The organism is Aromatoleum anaerobium (assembly GCF_012910705.2).
Classification (GTDB): Bacteria; Pseudomonadota; Gammaproteobacteria; order Burkholderiales; family Rhodocyclaceae; genus Aromatoleum; species Aromatoleum anaerobium.
Genome location: NZ_WTVG02000036.1, coordinates 65,586 through 90,987, shown reverse-complemented (window position 1 = coordinate 90,987; position 25,402 = coordinate 65,586). Strand labels below are relative to the sequence as shown.

Annotated in this window: 25 protein-coding genes; 17 read left to right on the top strand and 8 right to left on the bottom strand. The window is 64.4% G+C overall.

What is annotated here, in order from left to right:
• The first annotated feature begins 199 nt into the window (after positions 1 to 199).
• The 3 genes from trmB to GO606_RS04885 all read left to right on the top strand — a co-directional run bounded on the left by trmB (position 200) and on the right by GO606_RS04885 (position 2,052).
• Positions 200 to 913 (top strand): tRNA (guanine(46)-N(7))-methyltransferase TrmB, encoded by a 714-nt coding sequence (gene trmB, locus GO606_RS04895; RefSeq protein ID WP_169117242.1) that lies wholly within the window; start codon positions 200 to 202, stop codon positions 911 to 913.
• Between the two features lie 13 nt (positions 914 to 926).
• Positions 927 to 1,655, top strand: coding sequence for a UPF0149 family protein (locus GO606_RS04890; RefSeq protein WP_169117273.1), 729 nt, complete (start codon positions 927 to 929; stop codon positions 1,653 to 1,655).
• Between the two features lie 61 nt (positions 1,656 to 1,716).
• Positions 1,717 to 2,052 (top strand): YkgJ family cysteine cluster protein, encoded by a 336-nt coding sequence (locus GO606_RS04885; protein ID WP_169117241.1) that lies wholly within the window; start codon positions 1,717 to 1,719, stop codon positions 2,050 to 2,052.
• Positions 2,053 to 2,111: 59 nt separating this feature from the next.
• Here the strand turns inward: GO606_RS04885 and GO606_RS04880 are convergent, their stop codons facing one another.
• On the bottom strand, positions 2,112 to 2,981 hold the full coding sequence (locus tag GO606_RS04880) for an ATP adenylyltransferase family protein (protein WP_169117240.1): 870 nt from the start codon (positions 2,979 to 2,981) through the stop codon (positions 2,112 to 2,114).
• A 107-nt stretch (positions 2,982 to 3,088) separates the two neighbouring features.
• On the opposite strand from GO606_RS04880, the gene GO606_RS04875 reads away from it, so the two are divergent.
• Positions 3,089 to 3,310, top strand: a complete 222-nt coding sequence (locus tag GO606_RS04875) for an RNA-binding S4 domain-containing protein (protein WP_169117239.1) — start codon at positions 3,089 to 3,091, stop codon at positions 3,308 to 3,310.
• Between the two features lie 6 nt (positions 3,311 to 3,316).
• Here GO606_RS04875 and GO606_RS04870 read toward each other — a convergent pair whose 3' ends face one another.
• From GO606_RS04870 to acnA, 4 genes are all read right to left on the bottom strand, one after another.
• Entirely contained in the window at positions 3,317 to 5,056 is a 1,740-nt protein-coding gene (locus GO606_RS04870) for a potassium channel family protein (RefSeq protein WP_169117238.1), read from the bottom strand.
• Between the two features lie 16 nt (positions 5,057 to 5,072).
• Entirely contained in the window at positions 5,073 to 5,456 is a 384-nt protein-coding gene (locus tag GO606_RS04865) for a DUF6394 family protein (RefSeq protein WP_053422113.1), read from the bottom strand.
• A 109-nt stretch (positions 5,457 to 5,565) separates the two neighbouring features.
• Positions 5,566 to 5,961 carry a YchJ family protein gene (locus tag GO606_RS04860; RefSeq protein ID WP_169117237.1) on the bottom strand — a complete coding sequence of 132 codons (396 nt, stop codon included), beginning with the start codon at positions 5,959 to 5,961 and terminating at the stop codon, positions 5,566 to 5,568.
• A 14-nt stretch (positions 5,962 to 5,975) separates the two neighbouring features.
• Positions 5,976 to 8,693 (bottom strand): aconitate hydratase AcnA, encoded by a 2,718-nt coding sequence (gene acnA, locus GO606_RS04855; protein ID WP_169117236.1) that lies wholly within the window; start codon positions 8,691 to 8,693, stop codon positions 5,976 to 5,978.
• A 336-nt stretch (positions 8,694 to 9,029) separates the two neighbouring features.
• Here acnA and GO606_RS04850 point away from each other — a divergent pair, with 336 nt between their 5' ends.
• Positions 9,030 to 11,627: a bifunctional aconitate hydratase 2/2-methylisocitrate dehydratase gene (locus GO606_RS04850; RefSeq protein ID WP_169117235.1), complete on the top strand. Its 2,598-nt coding sequence runs from the start codon at positions 9,030 to 9,032 to the stop codon at positions 11,625 to 11,627.
• 104 nt (positions 11,628 to 11,731) lie between these two features.
• Here the strand turns inward: GO606_RS04850 and GO606_RS04845 are convergent, their stop codons facing one another.
• Positions 11,732 to 12,022: a nucleotidyltransferase family protein gene (locus tag GO606_RS04845; RefSeq protein WP_169117234.1), complete on the bottom strand. Its 291-nt coding sequence runs from the start codon at positions 12,020 to 12,022 to the stop codon at positions 11,732 to 11,734.
• Between the two features lie 409 nt (positions 12,023 to 12,431).
• On the opposite strand from GO606_RS04845, the gene GO606_RS04840 reads away from it, so the two are divergent.
• Together GO606_RS04840 and GO606_RS04835 are read left to right on the top strand one after the other, a co-directional pair.
• Complete coding sequence (locus tag GO606_RS04840) at positions 12,432 to 12,848, top strand: VOC family protein (protein ID WP_169117233.1); 417 nt, start codon at positions 12,432 to 12,434, stop codon at positions 12,846 to 12,848.
• A gap of 93 nt (positions 12,849 to 12,941) precedes the next feature.
• Positions 12,942 to 13,904 (top strand): TerC family protein, encoded by a 963-nt coding sequence (locus GO606_RS04835; RefSeq protein WP_281503912.1) that lies wholly within the window; start codon positions 12,942 to 12,944, stop codon positions 13,902 to 13,904.
• A 43-nt stretch (positions 13,905 to 13,947) separates the two neighbouring features.
• On the opposite strand, the gene GO606_RS04830 is transcribed toward GO606_RS04835, so the two are convergent.
• Both GO606_RS04830 and GO606_RS04825 read right to left on the bottom strand, forming a co-directional pair.
• A complete protein-coding gene (locus tag GO606_RS04830) occupies positions 13,948 to 14,568 on the bottom strand; it encodes an esterase/lipase family protein (RefSeq protein ID WP_281503914.1) in 621 nt (206 codons plus the stop codon).
• Positions 14,569 to 14,656: 88 nt separating this feature from the next.
• On the bottom strand, positions 14,657 to 14,926 hold the full coding sequence (locus GO606_RS04825) for a hypothetical protein (protein WP_211166487.1): 270 nt from the start codon (positions 14,924 to 14,926) through the stop codon (positions 14,657 to 14,659).
• 211 nt (positions 14,927 to 15,137) lie between these two features.
• Here GO606_RS04825 and GO606_RS04820 point away from each other — a divergent pair, with 211 nt between their 5' ends.
• The 10 genes from GO606_RS04820 (at position 15,138) to GO606_RS04775 (ending at position 25,393) form a co-directional block, all read left to right on the top strand.
• Positions 15,138 to 16,034 carry a helix-turn-helix transcriptional regulator gene (locus GO606_RS04820; RefSeq protein ID WP_169117232.1) on the top strand — a complete coding sequence of 299 codons (897 nt, stop codon included), beginning with the start codon at positions 15,138 to 15,140 and terminating at the stop codon, positions 16,032 to 16,034.
• 423 nt (positions 16,035 to 16,457) lie between these two features.
• The gene (gene bzdN / locus GO606_RS04815) at positions 16,458 to 17,597 is read left to right on the top strand and encodes a benzoyl-CoA reductase, bzd-type, subunit N (protein WP_169117231.1); all 1,140 of its coding nucleotides are present in this window, start codon (positions 16,458 to 16,460) and stop codon (positions 17,595 to 17,597) included.
• Between the two features lie 19 nt (positions 17,598 to 17,616).
• A complete protein-coding gene (bzdO, locus tag GO606_RS04810; protein ID WP_246979372.1) occupies positions 17,617 to 18,930 on the top strand; it encodes a benzoyl-CoA reductase, bzd-type, subunit O in 1,314 nt (437 codons plus the stop codon).
• Between the two features lie 31 nt (positions 18,931 to 18,961).
• Positions 18,962 to 19,771, top strand: a complete 810-nt coding sequence (locus GO606_RS04805) for an acyl-CoA dehydratase activase (protein WP_169117230.1) — start codon at positions 18,962 to 18,964, stop codon at positions 19,769 to 19,771.
• Between the two features lie 33 nt (positions 19,772 to 19,804).
• Entirely contained in the window at positions 19,805 to 20,725 is a 921-nt protein-coding gene (gene bzdQ, locus GO606_RS04800; protein ID WP_169117229.1) for a benzoyl-CoA reductase, bzd-type, subunit Q, read from the top strand.
• 109 nt (positions 20,726 to 20,834) lie between these two features.
• Positions 20,835 to 21,119, top strand: a complete 285-nt coding sequence (locus GO606_RS04795) for a ferredoxin (RefSeq protein ID WP_169117228.1) — start codon at positions 20,835 to 20,837, stop codon at positions 21,117 to 21,119.
• A gap of 40 nt (positions 21,120 to 21,159) precedes the next feature.
• A complete protein-coding gene (locus GO606_RS04790; protein ID WP_236255353.1) occupies positions 21,160 to 21,456 on the top strand; it encodes a hypothetical protein in 297 nt (98 codons plus the stop codon).
• A gap of 54 nt (positions 21,457 to 21,510) precedes the next feature.
• Positions 21,511 to 21,963, top strand: a complete 453-nt coding sequence (locus GO606_RS04785) for a GNAT family N-acetyltransferase (RefSeq protein WP_169117227.1) — start codon at positions 21,511 to 21,513, stop codon at positions 21,961 to 21,963.
• Positions 21,964 to 21,991: 28 nt separating this feature from the next.
• Positions 21,992 to 22,630, top strand: coding sequence for a PHP domain-containing protein (locus GO606_RS04780; RefSeq protein ID WP_169117226.1), 639 nt, complete (start codon positions 21,992 to 21,994; stop codon positions 22,628 to 22,630).
• A gap of 213 nt (positions 22,631 to 22,843) precedes the next feature.
• On the top strand, positions 22,844 to 25,393 hold the full coding sequence (locus GO606_RS04775; protein ID WP_246979371.1) for an FAD-dependent oxidoreductase: 2,550 nt from the start codon (positions 22,844 to 22,846) through the stop codon (positions 25,391 to 25,393).
• Positions 25,394 to 25,402 lie beyond the last annotated feature (9 nt).

Genomic DNA, 25,402 nt, shown 5'->3' with positions numbered 1-25,402 from the left:
ACATGGCGATCATTGACATTTGCTAAATATTGATACCAATGGATAACTATCGAAAGCCGAACCTGCTGCGCAGTAATCATCCTCGCGCCGGTAGCCTTTTCGAGGAGATGTGTTTGATGCGCCTTCGGGCCGAAATCGACCCTGTCCTGATGCGTCGCGGGATCGTCGGCCTGGCGCGTGCCGCCGGAGTCCCGAGTCGATGAGCTACGCCAATTCACGCATTCCCGCGAGCGCCCAGTCCGGCGTCCACGAGCAGCTGTTGCGTCGCGTCGAGCGCCATCTCGCCGAATCCTTCCGCAAGCCCTATGCCGACTACAACCAGGCGGCCTTCACCGCGAGCCTGGAAGGGTGGAACGGAACGGCGCCGCTGATCCTCGACGCCGGCTGCGGCGTCGGGCACAGCACGATCCAGCTGGCGCGCAGCTTTCCCGATCACTGGGTGATCGGTGTCGACCAGTCGGAGGACCGCCTGAACCGGCGCAAGCCCTACCCGCAGGCGCTGTTGCCGACGAACATGGTGTTCGTGCGCGCCGATCTCGTCGATTACTGGAGACTGTGCTGCGATGCCGGCCTGACGCTTGCACGCCACTACATCCTTTATCCGAACCCCTGGCCGAAGATCGGGCATCTGGCGCGGCGCTGGCATGCCCATCCGGTGTTCCCGTTCATCCCGCGGCTCGGCGGCGTGCTGGAGTGCCGCAGCAACTGGCATGTCTATATCGAGGAGTTCGCGTGTGCGCTCGGGCGCGTGACGGGACAGGAAATCATCCCGGAGGAATTCGCCGCGCCGATCCCGCTGACGCCTTTCGAGCGCAAATATCGGGACTCCGGCCAGCAGCTGTATCGCGTCATCTGCGACCTCGGCCCTGCGGCTTGCGCGCCGCTGTCCGAAGGCGCACCCTGCCTGCCTTGACGGAGAAGAAATGATGAATATCGAAGCAGCGCCCCAGGACGAAACGCCGAACTCCCATCTGCTCGACGACGCGCAGTTCGAAGCCCTCGAAGAGCTGCTCACGTCCGACGCGGTGCCCGAAGACTGCATGGACCTGGAGATGCTCGACGGATATCTCGTCGCGGTGCTCGCGTCGCCGCGGCGGATCGCGCCCGAGCGGTGGCTGCCCGAGGTGTGGTCCGCGCATGGCGAGGACGTGTCGTTCGGTTCGGGAAGCCAGATGCAGCGGGCAATCGGGCTGGTGCGGCGTTATTACAACGAACTGGCGACCACGATCGGCGAGCCCGAAGGCTGGGAGCCTTTTTGCTACGCGGCAGGCGACGGCGATTCGCTGCGGATCGGCGAGGAATGGATCGAAGGCTTCGCCCAGGGGCTCGAGCTGTGGTCGGACGATTGGGACCAGGGCGTGCCCGAGGACGCGGCGCAGGCCGTCCGGGATGCGATCGACACGATGATGACGCCATGGGCCGACGAAGCGTCGGCAAGCGCGGCGGATGATGCCACGCGGCTGCAATGGCTGGAACTCGCCGTCACGGGAGTCGGCGAGATCATCGGGCAGTGGCGAAAGCTCGGGCTCGCACCGGTCGAGCTGCTGTCGGTCGATGAGCCGGCTGCACCGGCACCGGCAAGTGCGGGGCGCAACGAGGCCTGTCCGTGCGGCAGCGGCAAGAAATACAAGAAATGCTGCGGCGCCCCGCGATGATGGGCAGTTCGGCCGATCCGGTTCCCGTCATCGAACGCATGGCGTGCGGTCCGGCGAGCCGATGAGCGACGATCACTGCGTCCGGTGCGGCGCGTGCTGTGCGGCTTTCCGGGTGGATTTTCACCGCTCCGAGCTGGCTGGCGCGACGGCGGGCGGCGTGCCGGACGCGATGACCGTGCCGGTCACCGGGGCGCTCGTGCGCATGCGGGGCACCGATGAAGGGCCGCCGCGTTGCGTGGCCCTGGCCGGCGAGATCGGTGTCCGCGCCCATTGCACGATCTATTTGAACCGGCCTTCGCCGTGCCGCGACTTTGCGCCCTATGCGGCGCTCGGGATCGGCGAAGACGCGTGCGACCGCGCGCGCACCCGGCACGGTCTGCCGCCGCTGCAGTCCTGAAGCGGCTTGGCGCCCCGGCGCGTCCGCCGGTGTCGGCTTCCGGGCGTTTCTGGTTTCGATCACGCTGGAAATCCGACCGCCGCCAGCAGGTGCAGCGGGCCGATGCGGCGCACGACCTCGATCTGTTCCGGGCGGCGCACGAACAGCGATCCCGCGAAGCCCAGCGCGTTCACCGAGATGCCTTCATGCTGCTCGCGGCGGCGCGGAATCACGACGAGCCAGCCGCCGCCGGTCAGCATGTTGTAGGGCAGCATCGGATCGCGGTCGGCAGCGATGCCGAGTGCGTCGCAGGCGGCGTGGAAGGCCTGGTGCAGGGTTGCTCCATTGAGGGCGCAATCGCTGCCTGGCGGTGCAGGCCGGAGGCGCACGAAACAATGCCGCCACGGCAGCGTCGCGTCGAATGTGACGTCACCGGGCACATCCGCCGGCAGGCGGGCGGTGAAGCCGTCGAAGTTCGAACTGCCGGCAGTGGCGGGAATCCATTGCAGATGCTTGTGGCGCTGGCTCGCGCCGGCTTCGGTGCCGCCATTGTAGAAGCCGAGTCCGCCGAGCTCGGTGGTGACGCGCGCGAGGGCGACGAAATCCGCAAGGCTGAGCGGCACGGTCTGGGATTCGAACGCCCGCGTGACGATGAGCAGATGGCGCTCGATCACCGGATATTTGTTCAGCACGGCGAGATGATGTTTGCCGACCGGCCCGACGTTCAGGTCCTCTTCGGGCGGCAGAAAGGGGTTGTAGTCCGGATCGCGGCGCAACGCCGCGCTGACCCGGCCGGCATCCTTCAGCGCGAGCGAAGATACCCAGCGAACGGTGAAGTCGAAGTCTTCGTCGCGGATGAATGCACGCTCCGTGCGGATCGGCTGCAGCGCCCCCGATTCGTTCGCGTGGACGTACGTGCGGTCGATTCTTGGCAGGAGCGGCAGCGGCATGTTTCTCGTTCGCGGAGGCGGCAGACAGTGAGTTGGCAGTGTAGGCTTGCGGCTTCCGATCGATCAATTGATTCGCGCAGCTCGAGAGGGCTGTGCGGGAGTATGCAATGACAATTTCCTTTGCCGTGCGCGGCGAATACATCCAGCTCGACCAGCTGTTGAAAGCGACCGGGCTGACCGGAACCGGCGGCGAAGCGCATGCCGCCGTCGAAGGCCAGCGGGTCCTCGTCGACGGGCGGGCCGAATCGCGCAAGCGGGCCAAGCTGCGCCCGGGCCAGACGGTCACTTTCGGCGACGAGACGGTCGTCCTCGTTGCCGCGCAGGGCTGAACCGGCTCAGCGTTCGTGCGGGGCCGGGCTGGCCACCGGATCGCGCGAGAATTTCTCCCACAGCCATCCTCCCGGCAGATCCCGACCGCTCAGCACATAGGTGAGGGCGTGTTCGTTCGATAGCGTCAGGTCGAATTCATGCCTCGCCTCCTGCCGGCCGACCAGCAGCAGTTCGTCGCCAGCGCGGATTTCAGTGTCGGGATCGGGCAGCAGGAGGTGATCGTCGTCGTCGCGGTGCAGGTACAGCACCTCGCACGCGAGTTCATCGTCGCGGTTCGACGGGGCGCGCAAGATTTCTCGCAGGGCGATCGTCGCGCCATGCATCAGCTTGTGGTGAAGTGCCGGTGCCTGGGTGAAGCTGATGCGTTCGCTCCAGACGCTGGGTACCTGCCAGCCGAATCGTCCGGTCAGCCTGTCGAGCAGCGCCGCGCACCAGGGTTCGTCGCGGCGCTTGACCTCGTTCAGGAAGGGCACGAGCAGCGGCGTCGTCAGGATCGCCAGGCATTCGTGCGCGATGATTTCGCTGGGCACGACGTCGACGTCGGAATCGTAAGCCTCGAACAGTGAGTGGTTGGCATAGTGGTTCTGGCGCAGGATCACGAACAGCGCCGGGTTCAGTTCGCGCGCGGTCACCGCGATCGACAGGTTGTCGACATCGTTCCCGGTGCCGGCGATGATGCCGGCAGCTTCGCGCACGCCCGCCTGCTCGAGCGCCGCTGCGCCGGTGCCATCCCCCTGCACCCAGCGGTGGTGAGGGTCGTCGGATGGTTCGCGGTCGATGATCGTGATCGATACCGCCGATTCCTGTTCCATCGCCTGCACCAGCACTCGCCCGAAGCGCCCGTGTCCGCATACGATCCAGCCGCCCGGCGGCGGGTCCCGCTCACGCTCGATGGTCGTCCCCGGCAGTCCCGTCAGCCAGGTCAGCAAATGCCACGCGGCCGGCGCGTGCAACGCGAGCGACAGGTATTCGGCGAACTTCTCGAACGGGTTGATGATGTAACGCGTGCCGAACGAGGCCATGTTCGCAGCGGTTTCCGGCGTCTCGGCGCGGCACAGCGCCGGGATCTTCGGCGCGAGCAGACGGGCGGCGATCGCAATTGCGAGGTTCGCGCTGTCGTCGTTCGTCAATGCGATCACGCCGATGCAATACGGATGGGTGAGGCCGGCGAACTGCAGCAGGTCGGGATTGCGTGCGTCGGCACACATCGTCGGCACGTCCGCCCGGTAGCTGTGCAGGTCGATTTCGCCGGCCTTGACTTCGTCGCATTCGACGACGACGGCGCGATAGCCAAGCTGGTCGAGCGCGCTGCAGATCAGCCGTCCGGTCTCGCCATATCCGCACACGAGGTAGAACGGCTCGCGCAGGCGCTTGACTGCGCGCAGGAAGCGATGCGTGCGGATCGCCAGTTGCAGGCTGCGATCGGCGAGCAGGGCAAACACGGTTCCGACGCTGTATGCCCAGCCGATCACCGACAGGTAGATGCACAGCGTCACCCACAGGCGCTGCTGGTCGGAAAATGCGTACGGAATCTCGCCGAAGCCGATCGTCGTCGCCGTGTAGCTCATGAAATAGAGCGCGTGGAAGAAGCTCAGGTAGTGGACCTTGCCTTCGTCGTCCACGCCCGGCGCGAGCGTCAGGCCGAGCACCGAGACCGCAAGGATGCTGATGAGCAGGATCAGCGGCGCCCGCAGGCGGCGCATGATCAGGAAGATGATGCTGTGATGGCGCAGCAGGGGCGTCATCGGTGCGCCTGGCCGCCTAGCGGCGCTGCATGATCGTTTCGGCGATCAGGATGGCCACCGACACGACGTTCGCGAACAGCGCTCCGCCCGACAGTGAAACCACCCGGGCGACCATCTCGGGCGTCACCCCACCGGCGGAGACATGCGCGGCATAGCCCCATACCATCGCGGCGGCGATGAGCTGCAGGTCTGCCACCAGGCTCGTCGCCAGATGGACCGCGCCGATCTGGGTGCGGTCGCCGAACTTGAGGACGGTCGCGATCAGGCTCACGACGATCGCGGCGAAAAGCTCGTAGATGTCGTGGTGCGAAGGGTCGTCGATGTCGCCGACGAAGAAGCCAAAGTTGAGTGTGGCGGCGAGCACGATGAAGAAGCCGAAGATGACTTTTTCGAGGTTCATGTTTTTCTCGTTGCCGGATCGCTCTGCGGCTCGTCGGTTGTCATCGGGATTCAGTCGGGCGGGATATTCCCCGGGCAATTATAGGGGTCGGGGGTGACGCACGACTGCTTCACTCGTGAATATCGCCCTCCACATACTGCCAGCGACCCTGCGTGCGCACGAAGCGGCTCGTCTCGTGCAGGCGATGGGCGCGGCCGCCGACGCGATATCGCGCGACGAACTCGACGACCGCGGCATCCGCACCGGTCTGGACGTGTTGGCGGATCTGCAGCCCGATCCATTTGGGCGCCGGGTCGGTCGTGAAATCGATCGCTGCCGGGCGGGTCGACGGATGCCAGCTCGCGAGGAGATACGACTCGTCGCCCAGTGTGTACGCGGTATAGCGGCTGCGCATCAGCGCCTCCGCGGTGTCGGGCAGAAGCTCCCCGGCGATGAGTGCAGCGCAGCAGTCGTCGAACGACTTGCCCGACTGGCAGGGGCAGGGTGGGGCGGCGGTTCGTCGCATCGGCGCATTCAATTCTATTGCACGCGCCCGAGAATCTCCCGCAGCACATACGGCAGGATGCCGCCATGACGGTAGTAATCGACTTCGACCGGCGTGTCGATGCGGCACAACACCGGGACCTCGGTCCGCTCGCCATTGCGCCGGTGCACGACCAGCGGTAGATCCTGCTGGGGTTTGAGCGTTGCATCGATGCCGAGGATGTCGAACGTCTCGTCGCCGACCAGACCGAGACTCTCCCACGAGTCCTGACCCTTGAACTGCAGCGGCAGCACGCCCATGCCGACGAGGTTCGAGCGATGGATGCGCTCGAAACTTCTTGCGATGACGGCCCTGACGCCGAGCAGCTGCGTGCCTTTCGCGGCCCAGTCGCGGCTCGAGCCGGTGCCGTACTCCTCGCCGGCGAAGATCACCGTCGGCGTGCCGTTCGCCATGTATGCCATCGCCGCGTCGAACACCGTCGTCTGCCGGCCGTCGAGAAGCGTGTAGCCTCCTTCGACGCGCGAGCCGTCCTGTTTCGGCGGCAGCATCATGTTCCTGATCCGCACGTTGGCAAAAGTGCCGCGCACCATCACGTCGTGAATACCGCGCCGCGAGCCGTAGGAGTTGAAATCCTGCTTCGCGATGCCCCTGGCGATCAGCCACTGCCCTGCCGGGGTCGTCTCCCTGAACGAACCGGCTGGCGAGATGTGGTCGGTCGTGACCGAATCGCCGAGCAGCAGCAGCACGCGTGCGCCCTTAATGTCTGCGATCGGTCCCGGCTGCGGCGAGAAGCCCTCGAAGAACGGCGGACGCGCGATGTAGGTCGATTCCGGCCATGCGTACACCTGCCCCGCCGGTGCCGAGATCTCGTTCCACAGGTCGTGGTCCTTCGTGAAGTCGGAATACAGGCGCGTGAAAGTCGCCGGGTCCATTGCATAAGGCATCACTGCGGCGATCTCGTCGGACGTCGGCCAGATGTCCTTCAGGTACACATGGTGGCCGTCCGATCCGGTGCCCAGCGGGTTCTCGGTGAGATCGACGTTGGCCCGTCCCGCGATCGCGAACGCAACCACGAGCGGCGGCGATGCGAGAAAGTTGGCGCGGATGTTCGGATGAATGCGCGCTTCGAAATTGCGGTTGCCCGACAGCACCGCGGCGGCGATGACATCGTGCTCGCTGATCGCCTCGTTCAGCTCCGGCGCGAGGTCGCCCGAGTTCCCGATGCAGGTCGTGCAGCCGTAGCCGGCCAGCGCAAAGCCGAGCTCGGCGAGCGGTTCGAGCAGCCCGGCTTTCTGCAGGTAGTCGGTGACGACGCGCGAGCCCGGCGCGAGCGAAGTCTTGACGTGGGGTTTCACGCGGAGGCCCTTTGCAACCGCTTTCTTCGCCAGCAGGCCGGCGGCGATCAGCACGGCCGGGTTACTGGTGTTCGTGCAGGACGTGATCGCGGCGATGAGGATGTCGCCATGGCCGAGGTCGACGCCCGGCAGCTTCGTCGGAAAACGCGTGCCGAGTGCAGCTTCCGGCTGGCCGAAGCCGTTTTCGCTTGCCGGCCGGGAGAACAGGCGGTCGAACATGTCCTCCATGTCGGACAGCGGGATGCGGTCCTGCGGCCGCTTCGGCCCGGCGAGCGACGGGACGATCGATGCCAGATCGAGCGTGACCGTCTCCGAGTAGTCGATCTCGCCCGCCTGCGGAACGCCGAACAGCTGCTGCGCCCGGAAATAGGCTTCGAACAGTTCGCACTCGGCGTCGCTGCGACCGGTGCCGCGCATGTAGGCGACGGTCTTGTCATCGACCGGGAAGAAGCCCATCGTCGCGCCGTATTCGGGGGCCATGTTGGCGATCGTCGCCCGGTCGGTTACGGTCAGGCTCGCGGTACCTTCGCCGAAGAACTCGACGAACTTGCCGACGACCTTGCGCTGCCGCAGCAGTTCGGTGACGGTCAGCACGAGGTCGGTCGCGGTGACGCCTTCGTTCAGTCGCCCCTTCAGCTCGACGCCGACGACGTCCGGCGTCAGCAGGTAGACCGGTTGGCCCAGCATGCCGGCTTCGGCTTCGATTCCGCCGACACCCCAGCCGACGACGCCGACGCCGTTGATCATCGTCGTGTGCGAGTCGGTGCCGACCAGCGTGTCCGGGTAATACAGCATGCCATCCCCGCTGTCGTGCCCGCGCACGCCGCGGAACAGATATTCGAGATTGACCTGGTGGACGATGCCGATGCCCGGCGGCACGACCCGAAACGTGTCGAATGCCTGCATCCCCCATTTCATGAACTGATAGCGCTCGCGGTTGCGCTGGAATTCGAGTTCCATGTTCTGCCGCAGCGCGAGCGGCGATCCGTAGTGGTCGACTTGCACGGAATGGTCGACGACCAGATCCACCGGCACGAGCGGTTCGATCAGCTTCGGGTCCTTGCCCATGTCGGCCGCGACGTTGCGCATCGCGGCGAGGTCGCACAGCAGCGGCACGCCGGTAAAGTCCTGCAGCACGACACGGGCGACGACGAACGGGATTTCGGCGGTGCGCGGCGCGTTCGCTTTCCAGCCCGCGAGCTGGCGCACGTGGTCTTCGGTGACCTTCCTGCCGTCGCAATGGCGCAGCACGGCTTCCAGCACGATGCGGATCGACACCGGCAGGCGCGAGATTGTCGCGACGCCGGCGGTTTCGAGTGCCGGTAGCGAGTAAAACCGGCCGCTGCGCCCGCTGGGCGTGAAAAAGGTTTTCAGCGTGTCGAACAGAGTGTGGAGCATGGTCGGTCTCCCGATGAATGGGGCTTCGTCGAAGGGCGCGAGGTGACGCCGCCGGGTGCACATCCACCATTAGAACCCCTGCTGGCGGCGCTCGTTCCCGTCGTACTCCTTTGCCCTGTTTAGTTGAAAGCCCCGCGCAAAGCAATGACGGCGCGATGAGAGTGACGCCACCCGGCCCGCAACCGGAGCGGGAAGAGTAGAATCCCGGCGCGGCAACGGGATGCCCCGAATGCTGCATTGCACCCCAGGTCTTATAAAAGACATATAATCACAGAGTTCCGTTCGGGTACGCACCCGGACGCCCTGCCACCGCCACGATATTGGAAGGAATCGCCCGTGCTTGAAGCCTACCGTGCCCATGTCGCCGAACGTGCCGCCCTCGGAATCCCGCCGCTGCCGCTGTCGAAGCAGCAGACCGAGGAACTGGTCGCGTTGCTGAAGAATCCCCCGAAGGGCGAGGAAGAGTTCCTCGTCGAACTCCTGACCTACCGCGTGCCGGCGGGCGTCGACGATGCCGCGAAGGTCAAGGCGGAATTCCTCGCCAAAGTCACAAAGGGTGAGGAGACCTGTGCACTGGTGTCCCGCACGAAGGCGACCGAACTGCTCGGCACGATGCTCGGCGGCTTCAACATCAAGCCGATGATCGACTTGCTTGGCGATGCCGAAGTCGGCGCGGGTGCGGCCGAAGGGTTGAAGAAGACCCTGCTGATGTTCGATTACTTCCACGACGTCAAGGAACTGGCTGAGCAAGGCAACGCCAACGCCAAGGCCGTGATGCAGTCGTGGGCCGACGCCGAGTGGTTCACCAGCCGTCCGGAAGTGCCGGCCTCGCAGAAGCTCACCGTGTTCAAGGTCACCGGCGAAACCAACACCGACGACCTGTCGCCCGCGCCGGACGCGTGGTCGCGGCCCGATATCCCGCTGCACGCGCTGGCGATGCTGAAGAACCCGCGTCCGGGCATCACGCCGGAAGAATCCGGCGTGCGCGGCCCGGTCAAGTTCCTCGAAGACCTGCGCGCCAAGGGCAACCTGGTCGCCTACGTCGGCGACGTGGTCGGTACCGGTTCCTCGCGCAAGTCGGCCACCAACTCGGTGCTGTGGTTCACCGGTGAGGACATCCCGTTCGTGCCGAACAAGCGTTTCGGCGGCGTGTGCCTGGGCTCCAAGATCGCTCCGATCTTCTTCAATACAATGGAAGACGCCGGCGCGCTGCCGATCGAGCTCGACTGCGGCCAGCTCGACATGGGCGACGAGATCGAGCTCCAGGTCGACGCCGCCAGCGGCAAGGTCACCGCGCTCAAGAACGGCGCCGTGGTGTCCGAATCGCAGCTCAAGACCCTCGTGATCCTCGACGAAGTGCGCGCCGGCGGCCGCATTCCGCTGATCATCGGGCGCGGTCTCACCGCCAAGGCGCGCGAAGCGCTGGGCCTGCCGGTGAGCACCCTGTTCCGCCTGCCGCAGGCTCCGGCCGATTCCGGCAAGGGCTTCTCGCTGGCGCAGAAGATGGTCGGCCGCGCCTGCGGTTTCCCGGAAGGCCAGGGCGTGCGCCCGGGCACCTACTGCGAACCGAAGATGACCACTGTCGGCTCGCAGGACACCACCGGCCCGATGACCCGCGACGAGCTGAAGGATCTGGCCTGCCTCGGCTTCTCCGCCGATCTGGTGATGCAGTCCTTCTGCCATACCGCGGCCTACCCGAAGCTGGTCGACGTCAAGATGCACCGCGAGCTGCCGTCTTTCATCAGCACGCGCGGCGGCGTCGCGCTGCGTCCGGGCGACGGCGTGATCCACTCGTGGCTCAACCGCCTGCTGCTGCCCGACACCGTCGGCACCGGCGGCGACAGCCACACGCGCTTCCCGATCGGCATCTCCTTCCCGGCCGGCTCGGGCTTGGTCGCCTTCGCCGCGGCGACCGGCGTGATGCCGCTCGACATGCCCGAATCGGTGCTGGTGCGCTTCAAGGGCACGATGCAGCCGGGCGTCACGCTGCGTGATCTCGTCAACGCGATCCCGCTGTACGCGATCCGCCAGGGCCTCTTGACCGTCGAGAAGAAAGGCAAGAAGAACGTCTTCTCCGGCCGCATCCTCGAGATCGAAGGCCTGCCGGACCTCAAGGTCGAACAGGCTTTCGAGCTGTCCGACGCCTCGGCCGAGCGTTCCGCCGCCGGCTGCACGGTGCACCTCGACAAGGCGCCGATCATCGAGTACATGCGCTCGAACATCACGCTGATGAAGTGGATGATCGCCAACGGCTACGAGGACAAGCGCACGCTTGGCCGCCGCATCAAGGCGATGGAAAGCTGGATTGCCGACCCGCAGCTGCTGAAGGGCGACGCCGACGCCGACTACGCCGCGGTGATCGAGATCGATCTCGCCGACATCCAGGAACCGATCGTCGCGTGCCCGAACGACCCGGACGACGTCAAGCTGCTGTCGGAAGTCGCCGGCGACAAGATCGACGAAGTCTTCATTGGCTCGTGCATGACCAACATCGGCCACTTCCGCGCCGCGGGCAAAGTGCTCGACGGCAAGTCGGACATCCCGACGCGCCTGTGGATCGCCCCGCCGACGAAGATGGACGCGATGGTGCTCAACGAGGAAGGCTACTACTCGGTGCTCGGCAAGTCCGGCGCGCGCATGGAAATGCCCGGCTGCTCGCTGTGCATGGGCAACCAGGCGCAGGTGCGCAAGGGTTCGACCGCGATGTCGACCTCGACGCGCAACTTCCCGAACCGGCTGGGCATCGATACGCGTGTCTATCTGGGCTCGGCCGAGCTCGCGGCGGTGTGCGCGCTGATGGGCAAGATCCCGACGGTTGCGGAGTACATGTCGCAGGTGGAAGTGGTCAACGCCAAGGCGAAGGACGTCTACCGCTACATGAACTTCGACCAGATCGAGGAGTTCAAGAGCGTGGCCGACACGGTCGAAGTCTGACCGTCACCCCGGCGGCGGGAGCGCAGCGCGCATCCCGCCGTGCCGGGCAAGCAGAACGCCCCTGTCCGGGAAGCCGGCAGGGGCGTTCGCTTTTCGGAGCGGGCTCATAGCGGGCGGGCTTCCTTGAGCACTTGATTGCGGAATTTTTGGGGTAGGTCGCCGGGTGTCAAAACGTCGACGCGGATCCCGAGCAACTCCTCGAGATCGAGCTGAATGTCACCCAGATCAAGCAGGGTGGCGCCGGCATCGGGGTCCACCAGTAGATCCAGGTCGCTCGACTCGGAGTCCTCGCCGCGCAAAACGGATCCGAAAACCCTCGGGTGGCTGGCCCGGTGCGCGGCGACGATGCGCAGAATCTTGTCGCGGTGTGTGGCGAGCAATTGCGAGGGGGTCATGGCGGTATCCCGGAACGCGTTACATTAATCCCAACATGTTCTTTGAGGAGAGCCAGCACAGGAGTTCCTCGAAGGCGCGAATGTACTGCGCAATTTGGGATTGCGTAACCAGGTAGCCAACAAACGGGGTTCTCATCCGCGCGTTTTCCAGGTTCCACTCGCCGGACGCTATTCGCCCTATGTCGAGGCTGGTAACAGTCCTCCGGGAGCGGCTGCAGGGGATGTCTATGCTTGAAAGCCTTCAGCAAGTTCCTTGACGCCCCGTGCACTCCCGTTCCACCCCGGACCGGCGTGGTCGAATGCGTGGCTCCGCTGTTGTACTACGATGAAAACCAGGCGACGGAGATGTCTGGTCCGGCGCCGAGTCCGCACCCGACAGTGAAACTCCGACTTGCCAAAGGAGCACGCGATGCTACTCAACCCCTATCTGACGTTCGATGGCCAGTGCGAGGCCGCTTTCCACTTCTATGCCGATTGTCTTGGCGGCACCGTGACGGCGTTGGCCCGCTTCGGTGAAGCGCCCCAGTGCGACGAGGTGCTGACGCCGGAGCAGCGTGAGCGGATCATGCACGCGCGCCTGGCGGTCGGCGACCAGGTGCTGATGGGTTCGGACACGACTCCCGAGCACCCGTACGAAGGCATCCACGGCTGCGCAGTGTCGCTGAACGTGGACTCCATCGCCGAGGCCGAACGCATCTTCAGGGCGCTGGCCGAAGGCGGCACGGTGCAGATGCCGCTGGCGCAGACATTCTGGGCGGCGCGCTTCGGCATGTGCGTCGATCGCTTCGGCGTGCCGTGGATGGTCAACTGCGAAAAGAACCAGTGACGCACCAGTGAGGCGCGGCGTAATGTGCTGCGCCAGGGCAGGGCCTCTTCCTTGGATGGCGATCGCTTCGCGGCTTTGCAAAACGACAATTCAATGAGCAACGACGTCACGATCGGCGAACCGTGGATGTGGGCTGCTTTCGTCGCGTTCGTGCTGGCCATGCTGGCGCTGGACCTGTTCGTGTTCGGTGGACGGAAAGCGCACAAGGTGAGCGTGAAGGAGGCGGCCTTGTGGTCGCTGGTGTGGGTCAGCCTCGCGGTCCTCTTCAACGCCGCCCTGTGGTGGTATCTGGACGGCACCGTGGGGCGGGACGTCGCCGACAGCAAGGCGCTGGAGTTTCTCACCGGCTACCTGATCGAGAAGTCGCTGTCGGTCGACAACGTGTTCGTCTTCCTGCTGATCTTTTCGTCTTTCCATGTCGCGCCCGAATTCCAGCGACGAGTGCTGATCTATGGCGTGCTGGGCGCGATTGTCATGCGCGCGGTGATGATCCTGGCCGGGGCGTGGCTGGTGCGCGAGTTCTCGTGGGTCCTTTACGTTTTCGGTTTCTTCCTCGTCGTCACCGGCATGCGCATGTTGTTCATGGCGGACAAGGAGCCCGACCTGGAGAAGAACCCCGTGCTGAAATTCGCGCGTCGCCACCTGCGGATCGCCGAAGGCGAGCACGGCGAGGATTTCACCGTGATGAAGAACGGCGTCCGCCACTTCACGCCGCTTTTCCTGGTGCTGATCCTGATCGAGGCATCCGACCTGGTGTTCGCGGTGGATTCCATTCCGGCCATCTTCGCCGTCACGACGGACCCCTTCATCGTGTTCACTTCCAACATCTTCGCGATCCTCGGCTTGCGGGCGCTGTACTTCCTGCTCGCCGACGTCGCGAGCCGCTTCCACCTGCTGAAGTATGGCCTGGCCATGGTGCTGACCTTCATCGGCGTGAAGATGCTCATCGCCCCCTGGTATCACGTCCCGGTTGCCGCCTCATTGACGATCATCGCCGTGCTGATCGGATCGAGCGTCGTTGTCAGCCTCCTTGCGACGCGCAGGACACCGTCCTGACGTCCGTTCCGAGGCAAGGCTGCCAACTGCGCACTGCGCCGCGCTACGGCCGTTCGTCGCCGTCGTGCAGGAAGCGTCCCGTCGCGAGGAAGGCTGCGACCTGGCGGGCGCAGGCTTTCGAGAACAGCATTTCGGAATGAGCGACGTGCAGCGTGAGCGAGTCGGTCGCCTCGGCGAGCTGCGTTTCGGCGACTGCCACGATGCCGTCATTGGGTTGGGGCAGGCCGAACAGCAGCGGCCCCGTGCCGACGCCGCGATCGCCCGCGATGACGCCGATCTCCACCCCCGCGGCGAGCGGCGACGTGACTCCCCGCCAGTCCTGCATGGAGTGTCCGACGATCCGGGCGCACCCGGGAATCCCTGCCAGCATGGCCGCGCAATGCGACCCGCGGCACGGCGTTCCCATCAGCACGGCACGGCCGATAGGCGGCACGGCTGGCCGCGACAGCAGGTTCAATATCAGCAATCCGCCCAGGCTGTGCCCGACGAGGTGCACTTTTTCGGCATCCCGGCCGGCGACGAAGTGCGCAAGGCGATCGGTGTTCGCGGCAAGGCCCCGACGCACCGAAGGATAGGAGAAGGTCTCCACCCGGAAACCGCAGCGCATGAGCGCTCGCCGCAGAAAATGAAAGACGACCCCGTGCATCCATAGCCCATGGACCAGGATAACGGTCTCGCCGCGCTGCGGGCGCGGGTGCTTTTCAGTTGAAGACAGGGTGAATCGCGTACTGCGGGAGTATTCCGGACCTGCCTCAATCCTGCTGATCGACCTCGAACAGATGGAGAACCGAATTGAAGGCATCGGCGCTGACGCACGGGTCGTATCGCGAGAGAAGTTCGAGCTGGCGAACTTTCGTCGCTGACTGGGCGAGATCGATGATCAGCTGCCGCTCGGCGGCAATCTCGTCGCACATGCGGCTGGTGACGAACAGGAACGGAATCGGTATGTAAAGGTCATCCGGCCCCTGCGTGTGATAACGAAGATTCGTGATGTGTGTCTCGTTGTCGGAGTGTCTTTTCATTGGGTTGCGCCTTGTTGGTGACGTTTGGAGCACATCTAACTCTGCGATGCCAGTCGCCGAAAAGCGTTGATGTACCGCAAGAAATCTTGAAGGCATGTATCGGGGCGCACAATACCCGTTTTCGCGCAATTGCCCTAAGCGGTTGCAAAGATGCGAAAACCGTGCACTATAATGCATCGATATGAATCATCCTTCCGAACGGTGAACGCTCATGCACAGCGAAAACAGTGGCGAAAGACTGAAGCGGCCCGATTTGACGGTCGAAGAAAACGGCTATCTGCTGATGCTGGGCGAGCGTATACGCGAATTGCGTGCCCGGCGCGGAATGACGCGCAAGGCCTTGGCGCACCAGTCCGGTGTCTCGGAACGCTATCTTGCCCAACTGGAAACCGGGCACGGCAACATCTCGATCATCCTGCTGCGGCAGATCGCGCTGGGCATGGGGCTGCCGCTCGTCGACCTGGTGCGCGAAGAGCCCGAGCAACCGGCCGAGCTGACGCTGCTGGTGCAATACCTGAGCCGCTTTTCGCCGAAAAAGCTGAACTGGGCGCGCGGCCTGCTGGAAAACGAACTCGAATCGTCCGGCAAGGCGGCTCGGCGTGAGCGGATCGCGCTCATCGGGCTGCGCGGGGCGGGCAAGACGACACTCGGTTCCCTGCTGGCGAAAGAGCTCCGGGCGCCGTTCTTCGAGCTGGCGAAGACCATCGAGCAGGAAGCGGGAGCCGAGCTTTCGGAAATTTTTTCGCTCTACGGGCAGAGTGCCTACCGGCGCTACGAGCGCCGCAGCCTCGAATCGATCATGGAGAACAATGAGCGCTTCGTGCTTGTTCCGGGCGGAAGCATCGTCTCCGAGCCGGCGACCTTCGAGTTCCTGCTTTCATCGTGCTACACGGTGTGGCTCAAGGCTTCGCCCGAAGAGCACATGGAGCGCGTCGTCGCGCAGGGCGACTACCGCCCGATGAAAGACAGCCAGGAGGCGATGGATGACCTCCGCCGCATTCTCGCCGGCCGGATCGCGATGTACAGCAAGGCCGACGCGATCGTTGAAACGTCGGGCAAGACTGTCGAGCAGAGCCTGGCTGCGCTGCGCGAAGCCGTGCTGGCCTGAATTCGCACGGCCGGTGTCACCGGCTGTGTCGACGGCGTTGTCCGGCGCCCGCTTTTCCTCCCTGCATCCGCGCGCCGAATCTCCCCCTCTCATTTCCCGTTGCACCAGAGTCGCCGCGGGAGTCCCCCGCAGCATTTTGGCCGTGTACGTACTCCTCGCCGGGTGACCGCGGAGGCCGCCACGGCACGCTTAGTGTTTCTGTATGGACTGATTTATCTTGCTGCAATGCACAAAAATGCATGTATGAAAAAAATGCCGAAGAAAAATGCACGGGAGTGCAGTTTTCCTGTGTCGTGTTTGATCTATGTCAATAGCGGCTGCACTGGAGTGCGTACTATGCGTAATCATGCAGGGCCGGAAAAATAATGCAGCAGCCGCGGGGTCGGTCACAGGCAACGCGGATAAATCAGAGGAGATAGTTCGATGAGCGATGGTTTGTTCGACCAGTTCAAGACCTGGTACGAGAAGCGCCACGATTATGCACGGGACTGGAAGGCGCGGACCGGCGGGCAAGTGGTGGCAACGATGTGTACCTACACTGCCGAGGAATTGCTGATTGCCGCCGGGATGCTGCCGGTGCGCGTGCTCGGTGCCCACGAACCCCAGAACGTGACCGAGCCGCACATCTTCGGCATGTTCTGCCCGTTCTGCCGCGACTCGCTCGCACAGGGCCTGCTGGGCCGTTTCGACTACGCTGAAGGCGTGACGCTGACGCAGTCGTGCATCCAGTATCGCCAGACCTTCGGTTCGTGGCGCCTGCATGTCCCGACGGTGAAGTGGGACTACTATGTGCCGATGCCGAACGAAGTCCAGTCGCAACATGCGAAGAAAGCGCATTACGAAGAGCTGCAGTCGTTCCGCGTGTTCCTGCAGACGCTGACCGGCAAGGAAATCACCGACGACATGCTGCGTGAGTCGCTCGCCGTGGTCGACGAGAATCGCCGCCTGCTGCGCGAACTGTTCGACTACCGCAAGGATGCCAATCCGAAGGTGACCGGCGTTGAAGCGGTCTATGCATCGCTGACCGCCCAGTTCATCGACAAGCGCGAGCACAACGAGCAGCTGAAGAAGGTTCTCGCCGCGCTGCCGTCGCGCAAGGTCGAGCGCAAGACGGGTGCCCGTTTCATGACCATCGGGTCGGAAAACGACGACATCGCGTTCATGGCGATGGTCGAATCGGTCGGCGCGACGATCGTCATCGACGACCAGTGCTCCGGTACCCGTTACTTCTGGAACGAGTCGAAGCCCGAAACCGACGTCATCAAGGCGATTGCCGATCGTTACTGCGATCGTCCGGCCTGTCCGACCAAGGATTACCCGGTTCATACCCGTTACGACCACGTGCTCGGCCTGGCCAAGGACTACGACGTTCAGGGTGCGATTTTCCTGCAGCAGAAGTTCTGCGATCCGCACGAGGGCGACTACCCGGACCTGAAGCGTCACCTGGAAGCCAACGGCATCCCGACGCTGTTCCTGGAATTCGACATCACGAACCCGATCGGCCCCTTCCGCATCCGTATCGAGGCATTCCTCGAGACGTTGAGCGAAGAAGAGCTGTTCTGAACTGACTGCGGAGAGAACGATGAACGCAATGGCAAACAAGTATCCGACCGAGCCGCTCAAGCTCTGGGGCAAGGCCAAGCAGCTGCGCGAGCAGTACTACCAGAACTACGCCCGGGCGAAGGAAAAGGGCGGCATCCGCTGGTCCGGTTCGGCATGGGCGCTCGACGCGATCCCGGCCGGCCTCGGCGAGGACGTGTATTCGTTGACCGGCGAGCCGTACGCGGCAGCCGTCGCGCACGATCGCAAGTTCGCGAAGGAGTGTATGGACGCTGCGGAAGCCTACGGCTTTGCCCGCGACCTGTGCTCGTACATGCGCATCTACTGGGGCGGCATGCACCTGAACAAGTACGCCTTCGGCGGCGAGTTCCCGAAGCCCGACTTCGTCTTCCAGACCCAGATCTGCTGCTCGCACTCGAAGTGGTACCAGCACGTCGCCAAGGAAGAGAAGGTTCCCGAGTTCTACCTTGACGTCGGCGTCGGCCCGTACCGGGACATGACCGATGCGCGTCTCGACTACGTCGCCAACCAGCTGCACGACGGCATCGAGTTCGTCGAGAAGGCGAGCGGCCGCAAGTTCAACGACGAGTTGTTCATCAAGGCGGTCAAGAACGAGATGCGTTCGACCAGCCGCTGGGCCGACATTTGCGCGCTGAACAAGGTCAAGCCCGCGCCGCTCGACGAGAAGACGATGTACTCGCTGTACGTGCTTTGCACGCTGTCGAAGTCGTCGCAATGGTGTGCTGACTTCATGGACGAGCTGTACGAGGAAGTGAAGGATCGCGTCGCTCGTGGCATCGCCGCAGTGCCGAACGAGACCGTTCGCCTGATGACCGACACGCAGCCGCCCTGGTCCTTCCTGAAGATCTTCCGCTACCTCGAGACCTTCGGTGCGGTGTCGATCGGCTCCCTCTACACCTTCGCGCTCGAAGGCATCTGGGAAGACAAGCCGGACGGTTCCTGGGGCGGCCGCACGCTGCCGTGGGAAAAGGGCATCGAGATCAACGACCGCGATACGGCAGTGCGCCTGTATGCAGACTGGAATCTGTCCAAGCCGCAGTGGCAGCACTTCTACGACCCGAGCATCAAGAGCGAAATGATGCTGCGCATCATCAGGGAATGGCAGGTCGACGGCGTCATGCTGCACCTGAACCGCGGCTGCGAAGGCCTGTCGATCGGCATCATGGAAAACCGCCTCGCGATCGCCCAGGCCGGTACCCCGGTGATGACGTTCGAAGGGAACATGGGCGACGAGCGCGAGTTCGACGAAGTCCGCACCCAGGCCCGTGTCGATGCGTTCATGGAACAGCTCGGCATGCGCCGGCAAGCCGCTTGATCAGAACTGAGAACCCAAGGAGGACACGAGAATGATTACCGCTGGAATCGACATGGGCTCCCGCAGCGTGAAGGTTGTGCTGCTGGAGGAGATCAAGGTGGATGGGGCGCCGCAACTGAACTACGCGGTGAAGAAAGCGCACCTGATGATGCCGGGCGACATCGACGCCGACCAGGCCGCCGAGAAGGCCTTTACCGAAGCGCTGGCCGCGGCCGGGGTGTCGCGTGACCAGGTGAAGTCGGTGTTCGCGACTGGGGCCGGGCGCAAGCAGGTCGAGTTCGCGACCGAAGGCGTCACCGAGATGACGGCGGGTGCGCGCGGCGCGGTGTACATGTACCCGCAGGCGCGCACCGTGGTCGACGTCGGTGCCGAGGAAGGGCGCGGCATCAAGACCGACGCGGACGGCAAGGCGATCGACTTCGCCGGCAACGAGAAGTGCGCCGCCGGGGCGGGTTCGTTTGCCGAAGCGATGAGCCGCGCGCTGCAATTGACGCTCAAGGAATTCGGCGAAGCGAGCCTGCGCTCGGACAAGTCGATCCCGATGAACGCCCAATGCACGGTGTTCGCCGAGTCCGAAGTGGTGTCGCTGATCCACTCCGCGACGCCCAAGGAAGACATCGCCAAGGCCGTGCTCGACGCGGTCGCCAGCCGGGTGTGCGCGATGGTGCGCCGCGTCGGCATCGAAGGCAACGTGGTGCTGATCGGCGGCATGGTGCACAACCCCGGCTTCGTCGCCTCGCTCAAGAACGCGATGGACGTCGATCAGGTGCTGCTGCCCGAGCTGCCCGAATTCGTCAGTGCGCTGGGCTGCGCGCTGATCGCGGCCGAGCGCCAGCACTGAACCGCCACACGACACGGATAAAGGAGCGATCAAATGAATGCAGAAGTTGCTACGGCACCGGTGGCAGAAGCGGCCCCCGAGAAGAAGGAATTCTGGCGCTGGCAGGAAAACGTCTGGTTCGACGAGACGAAGAAGGACTGGAGAGAGGCGAAGATCATCACCTGCGGCATCGACGTCGGTTCGGTGTCCTCGCAAGCGGTGCTGGTCTGTGACGGCGAGCTGTACGGCTACAACAGCATGCGCACCGGCAACAACTCGCCGGACTCGGCCAAGAATGCCCTGCAGGGCATCATGGACAAGATCGGCATGAAGCTCGAGGACATCAACTACGTCGTCGGCACCGGCTACGGCCGGGTGAACGTGCCCTTCGCCCACAAGGCGATCACCGAGATCGCCTGCCACGCGCGCGGCGCGAACTACATGGGCGGCAACAAGGTGCGCACGATCCTCGACATGGGCGGCCAGGACTGCAAGGCGATCCACTGCGACGAGAAAGGCAAGGTCACCAACTTCCTGATGAACGACAAGTGCGCGGCCGGCACCGGGCGCGGCATGGAGGTCATCTCCGACCTGATGCAGATCCCGATCGCCGAACTGGGCCCGCGCTCGTTCGACGTCGATGTCGAACCCGAAGCGGTGTCGTCGATCTGCGTCGTGTTCGCCAAGTCCGAAGCGCTGGGGCTCCTGAAGGCCGGCTACACCAAGAACAAGGTGATCGCGGCCTACTGCCAGGCGATGGCCGAGCGCGTCGTGAGCCTCTTGGAGCGCATCGGCGTCGAGGAAGGCTTCTTCATCACCGGCGGCATCGCGAAGAACCCGGGGGTCGTGAAGCGCATCGAGCGCATCCTCGGCATCAAGGCGGTCGACACCAAGATCGACAGCCAGATCGCCGGCGCGCTGGGCGCGGCGCTCTTCGGCTACACGCTGATGCAGAAGCAGGCGAAGGCGGCCTGAAGTCGGGGCTGAAGCAGCGCCGGCCGTCTCGGAGAAACGCCGCGATTGAACGCGGCGGTTTTTCCGGACGGCCGGCGGCCTACGACTCAATTCACAGGAGAGAACGGACATGATCGCGAACTACGGCTACAAGGACGGGTCCGGCGAGTATTACATCAGCATCGATACCGACAAGTGCATCGACTGTACTGCGGGGCGCGCCTGCCTGACCGCGTGCCCGAAGAATATGTTCGAAATCATCACCGATGATTACGACGACGAAGTGGCATGGGTGAAGAAGGAATGCACGCGCGCCCTCGCTTACGACTGCGCCGCATGCAAGCCGGCCGGTGGCTACACCAGCCTGCCCTGTACCACCGCCTGTACCCCGGGCGCGATCAAGCATTCCTGGTAGGCCGGACGAGATGAAAGGCGTGACGACGGAGGGTTCTGCGGTGAACGTGAAGAAGATGATCCCGATCAAGCTTGCTTCGGCGAATGAAGAAGAGGAGATCGAAGACCGTCTGTTGCGCCAGGGTTGGAAGCGACTGACGACGATCGGCGAACCACGGTTGTCGGAGATCGCCGAGGCTTATCGCGGCATGGGTTTCGAGGTGCACGTCGAGACTTACAAGAGCGAAGGCGACGGCTGCAACACCTGCCTCGACGCCGACCAGGAAATGGGCAAGATCATCGGCACGGTGTACACGCGCCGCGCGGCTGTGCCGCAAAAGGATGACGAGTTGTTCTGAACGGCGTGCGACGCGCGTCCAGCGCGAAGCCGCGATATCCAAGGAGGAGTGCAAATGGCCGAACAGAAGCGCGTAATGCGGTTGCTGAACAAGGACGACCTGAATGCGATCGTCGAAATCGATGCTGCCGCTTCCAAGCAGAATCGTCGCGATTACTACGAGCGCAAGATCGAAACAATCCTGAACCCGAAGCACAACATCAATGCATCGCTGGTCTGTGAGATTGACGGCAAACTGGCCGGCTTCGTCATGGGCGACATCTATTTCGGCGAATTCGGGATTCCGGAAAGCACCGCGACGATCGACACGATCGGCGTCGACCCGCGCTTCCAGAACCATGGCGTCGCGAGCGAACTGCTCGACCAGTTCATGATGAACATGAAGGCGGGCGGCGTGAGCAAGGTCTACACGCTGGTGAACTGGGACGATTTCGCGCTCGAGAAATTCTTCTCGCGGCAGAAGTTCGCGCCGTCCAAGCGCATCAACCTCGAATACACCGTGGTCTGAGAAACACCCACGCGCGGAGCCCATCCCCATGTGGATCGATTGCCATTGCCACACCAAGTACTCGTACGACAACTGGCTGGAGCCGGTGAACCTGATCCGGCGTGCCCGTGAACTCGGGCTTGATGCGGTTTGCATCACCGAGCATTACTCGTACGAGGCGTCGGAGCCGGTCGAACAGGTCGGTCGCGACGAGGGGATGCTGGTTCTGCGCGGCGTCGAGATTGCGACGGACCGGGGCCACATGCTGGCCTACGGGGTCGAGGACGACGGCTGGAACATCTGGGGGCGGGACAACTACCTCCCGCTGGCCGAAGTCGTGGAACGCATCAACGGAATCGGTGGCATCTGCGTGCCGGCGCATCCGTTCCGCGAAGTCGGGGCGTGCCTGCTCGAAAGCGTGCTTGACCTGACGGGGCTTGCAGCGGTCGAGACGCACAACGGCGGCAACCGCGAGAGCGACAACGAACTGGCGATCTCTGCCGCGCGACACATGGCTCTGCCGTCGCTCGGCGGCAGCGATTGCCACAAGACCGAAGCGGTCGGCCGCTGCGCGACGCAGTTCCTGCAGCCGGTGACCGACATGAAGAGTTTCATCGCGGCGGTGCGCGCCGGAGCGTGCCGGGGAGGGTACTTCCCCGGTTTCGCCCAGGCGGCGCTCGCGGCGTAGGGATACATCGCGGGCGAGAAGCGGCGCGGACGGCCGCGACGCGACCGCGGAAAACGAATGCAGCTTTTGTAGCCTCTGTAGGGCGGATGAGCCGCGAAGCGGGGCTCATTTGGCCACTGCGCCGCCGCGATGAGAAAAGTGTGCCGGGTGGCGGAAGGCGCTGCGCTTTTCCGCCCTACGATGAGCGCCGGAACAAGATAGGACGAGAGAGACATGGAAGCCGTACAGACATCCGAGATCAGGTGGTGGAAGGCCAGCCGGCCGGTCGATATGCCGGAGTTCGGCGCCCCGGTGCAGTTCAGCATCGACGGCGTCGACATCGAAGCGCCCGCCGGCGCGTCGATCCTCAATGCCGCGACGGCGGCGGGCCTCTACATTCCGGCGCTGTGCGCGCATCCCGATCTGCCGCCGGCCGGCCAGCGCGGCGCGGGAGACGGCGGCTGCAACCTGTGCATGGTCGAGGTCGAAGGCGAAGAGGGGCTGCGCAAGGCCTGTTCGATGCCGGTCAAGGCCGGCCTCGTCGTCAAGACCCAGTCGCCCGCGATCCAGGAATCGCGCCAGGCGAGCCTCGCGAAGATCCTCGGTCCCCATCCTCACGTCTGCCTCACCTGTCCGCAGCGCGAAGGCTGTTCGCGCTCGCAGTGCTCGTACGGCAATCCGCAGGAGACGCGCTGCTGCTCGATCTTCTCGAGCTGCGAGCTGCGCAAGGTGTCCGACTTCATCGGCATCCCGAACAGCACCCCGCCGTACAAGCCGGCGCAGCTGCCGATCATCAAGAACGAGCCGTTCTTCGACCGCGACTACAACCTCTGTATCGACTGCCGCCGCTGCCTCGTCGCCTGTAACGACGTGCGCGGCGTGGGCTGCCTGGAAGTCAAGGAAGTCGACACGCCGCAAGGCAAGCGCACCTATGTCGGCACGATCGCGCCGACGCTGATCGAATCCGGCTGCACGTTCTGCCAGGCCTGCGTGACCGTATGTCCGACCGGCGCGCTGATAGACCGCACGCTCGACCCCGCCCACCGCGAGGAATCGATGGTGCCGTGCAAGTCCGCGTGCCCGGCCGGCATCGACGTGCCGCGCTACGTGCAGCTCGCCGCCGAAGGCAAGTATGGCGAGGCGATCGCGGTGGTGCGCGAAAAGCTCCCGTTCCCGGGCATCCTCGGCCGCGCCTGTTTCGCGATGTGCGAATCGGCCTGCCGCCGCAAGGACCTCGACGACCCGCTGTCGATCCGCAACCTCAAGCGCATCGCCGCGGACAACGACACCGGCATCTGGCGCGAATTCGCCAAGAAGCTTCCCGCGACCGGCAAGAAGGCCGGCGTCATCGGCGCCGGGCCGGCAGGCCTGACCGTCGCGTACTACCTCGCGAAGCAGGGCCACGCGGTCACGATTTTCGACGCCCAGCCGGCCGCTGGCGGCATGGCGCGCTACGGCATCCCGTCGTACCGCGTGCCGGCCGAAGTCATCGACGACGAAGTCAGCGAGGTCGCGGCGCTCGGCGTCGAGTTCCGCTACGGCGCGAAAGTCGAGAACGTCGATGAACTTTTCAATGACGGCTATGGGGCGGTGTTCGTCGGCATCGGCGCGCAGGGCGGCGACAGGCTGGGCATCCCCGGCGACGACCTGCCGGGCGTAGTCGACAGTCCGACTTACCTGAAAGCGGTGACGATGGGCCTCGTGAATACGCCCGAGGGCATCCAGACCGGCAAGAAGGTCGCGGTTATCGGCGGCGGCAACGTCGCGACCGACAACGCCCGCAGCTCGCGACGCTTCGGTGCCGAAGTCGACATGGTGTATCGCCGCACCCGCGAGGAAATGCCGGCGCGCCTCGAAGAGTTCGAAGGCTGCGTCGAGGAAGGCGTGAATATCCGCTACCTGCTCGCGCCGAAGAAGATCGAGCCGGGCACCAACGGTTTCCGACTGCAGATCACGTACGCGAAGATGGCGCTGGGCGAAGCGGACGCTTCCGGTCGCCGTCGCCCGGTCGAGACCGGCGAGGAAATCGTCGAAGGCGTCGATCTCGTGATCGGGGCGATCGGCCAGTTCCCGAACCGCTTCGAAGGCTTCGGCGTCGAGACCGACCGCAAGGGCCGCATCACGGTGCGCGAGGATTCGATGCTGACGAGCCGGCCCAAGGTCTATGCCGGCGGCGACTGCGTGCTCGGACCCTCGACGCTGATCGAGTCGGTCGCGCAAGGCCGGGTCGCGGCCTCGGCGATGGACAAGGCGCTCGGCGGCGACGGCGACATCTCCGAAGTGCTGCTGCGCGACGGCTGGGAAACCAACCCGCGCATCGGTCGCAAGGACGGCTTCAACACGACGCGCAAGTTCCACCCGATCATGCTCGCGCCGGAACAGCGCACGGGCTGGGACGAAGTCGAGCTCGGCTTCGACGATGCGACCGCCCGTCTGGAGGCCGCCCGCTGCTTCAAGTGCAACCTTGCGCCGAAGATCGCCGAAGCGGTGCTGCCGCCGGAATCGTCCCTGACCTTCGACGCCGCCGCGATTGCCGCAGTGCCGACCGAAGCCGGCGTGTTCCAGCTCCTCGACGGCGACAAGAACGTGCTGATGATCAAGGGCGTCGAGAACCTGCGCGAAGGCCTCACCGAGCAGCTCGAACGCGGCAGCGACGCGACGAACTTCGTGTTCGAGGAAGCGGCGATGTTCACGTCGCGCGAAAGCCAGATGATCCAGGCTTACCTGCAGCAGTACGGCAAGATGCCCGGCGGTGGCTCGGACGAACTCGACGATCTGTTCTGAGGAGTGGCC

Coding starts and splice junctions, on each gene's coding strand:
- GO606_RS04820 (WP_169117232.1), top strand. CDS start 15,138: ATGCACAGCGAAAACAGTGGCGAAAGACTGAAGCGGCCCGATTTGACG.
- GO606_RS04785 (WP_169117227.1), top strand. CDS start 21,511: ATGGCCGAACAGAAGCGCGTAATGCGGTTGCTGAACAAGGACGACCTG.
- GO606_RS04870 (WP_169117238.1), bottom strand. CDS start 5,056: ATGACGCCCCTGCTGCGCCATCACAGCATCATCTTCCTGATCATGCGC.
- GO606_RS04825 (WP_211166487.1), bottom strand. CDS start 14,926: ATGAAAAGACACTCCGACAACGAGACACACATCACGAATCTTCGTTAT.
- GO606_RS04890 (WP_169117273.1), top strand. CDS start 927: ATGAATATCGAAGCAGCGCCCCAGGACGAAACGCCGAACTCCCATCTG.
- GO606_RS04875 (WP_169117239.1), top strand. CDS start 3,089: ATGACAATTTCCTTTGCCGTGCGCGGCGAATACATCCAGCTCGACCAG.
- GO606_RS04840 (WP_169117233.1), top strand. CDS start 12,432: ATGCTACTCAACCCCTATCTGACGTTCGATGGCCAGTGCGAGGCCGCT.
- bzdN (WP_169117231.1), top strand. CDS start 16,458: ATGAGCGATGGTTTGTTCGACCAGTTCAAGACCTGGTACGAGAAGCGC.
- GO606_RS04805 (WP_169117230.1), top strand. CDS start 18,962: ATGATTACCGCTGGAATCGACATGGGCTCCCGCAGCGTGAAGGTTGTG.
- GO606_RS04860 (WP_169117237.1), bottom strand. CDS start 5,961: ATGCGACGAACCGCCGCCCCACCCTGCCCCTGCCAGTCGGGCAAGTCG.
- GO606_RS04865 (WP_053422113.1), bottom strand. CDS start 5,456: ATGAACCTCGAAAAAGTCATCTTCGGCTTCTTCATCGTGCTCGCCGCC.
- trmB (WP_169117242.1), top strand. CDS start 200: ATGAGCTACGCCAATTCACGCATTCCCGCGAGCGCCCAGTCCGGCGTC.
- bzdO (WP_246979372.1), top strand. CDS start 17,617: ATGAACGCAATGGCAAACAAGTATCCGACCGAGCCGCTCAAGCTCTGG.
- GO606_RS04795 (WP_169117228.1), top strand. CDS start 20,835: ATGATCGCGAACTACGGCTACAAGGACGGGTCCGGCGAGTATTACATC.
- GO606_RS04775 (WP_246979371.1), top strand. CDS start 22,844: ATGGAAGCCGTACAGACATCCGAGATCAGGTGGTGGAAGGCCAGCCGG.
- bzdQ (WP_169117229.1), top strand. CDS start 19,805: ATGAATGCAGAAGTTGCTACGGCACCGGTGGCAGAAGCGGCCCCCGAG.
- GO606_RS04845 (WP_169117234.1), bottom strand. CDS start 12,022: ATGACCCCCTCGCAATTGCTCGCCACACACCGCGACAAGATTCTGCGC.
- acnA (WP_169117236.1), bottom strand. CDS start 8,693: ATGCTCCACACTCTGTTCGACACGCTGAAAACCTTTTTCACGCCCAGC.
- GO606_RS04780 (WP_169117226.1), top strand. CDS start 21,992: ATGTGGATCGATTGCCATTGCCACACCAAGTACTCGTACGACAACTGG.
- GO606_RS04880 (WP_169117240.1), bottom strand. CDS start 2,981: ATGCCGCTGCCGCTCCTGCCAAGAATCGACCGCACGTACGTCCACGCG.
- GO606_RS04885 (WP_169117241.1), top strand. CDS start 1,717: ATGAGCGACGATCACTGCGTCCGGTGCGGCGCGTGCTGTGCGGCTTTC.
- GO606_RS04835 (WP_281503912.1), top strand. CDS start 12,942: ATGAGCAACGACGTCACGATCGGCGAACCGTGGATGTGGGCTGCTTTC.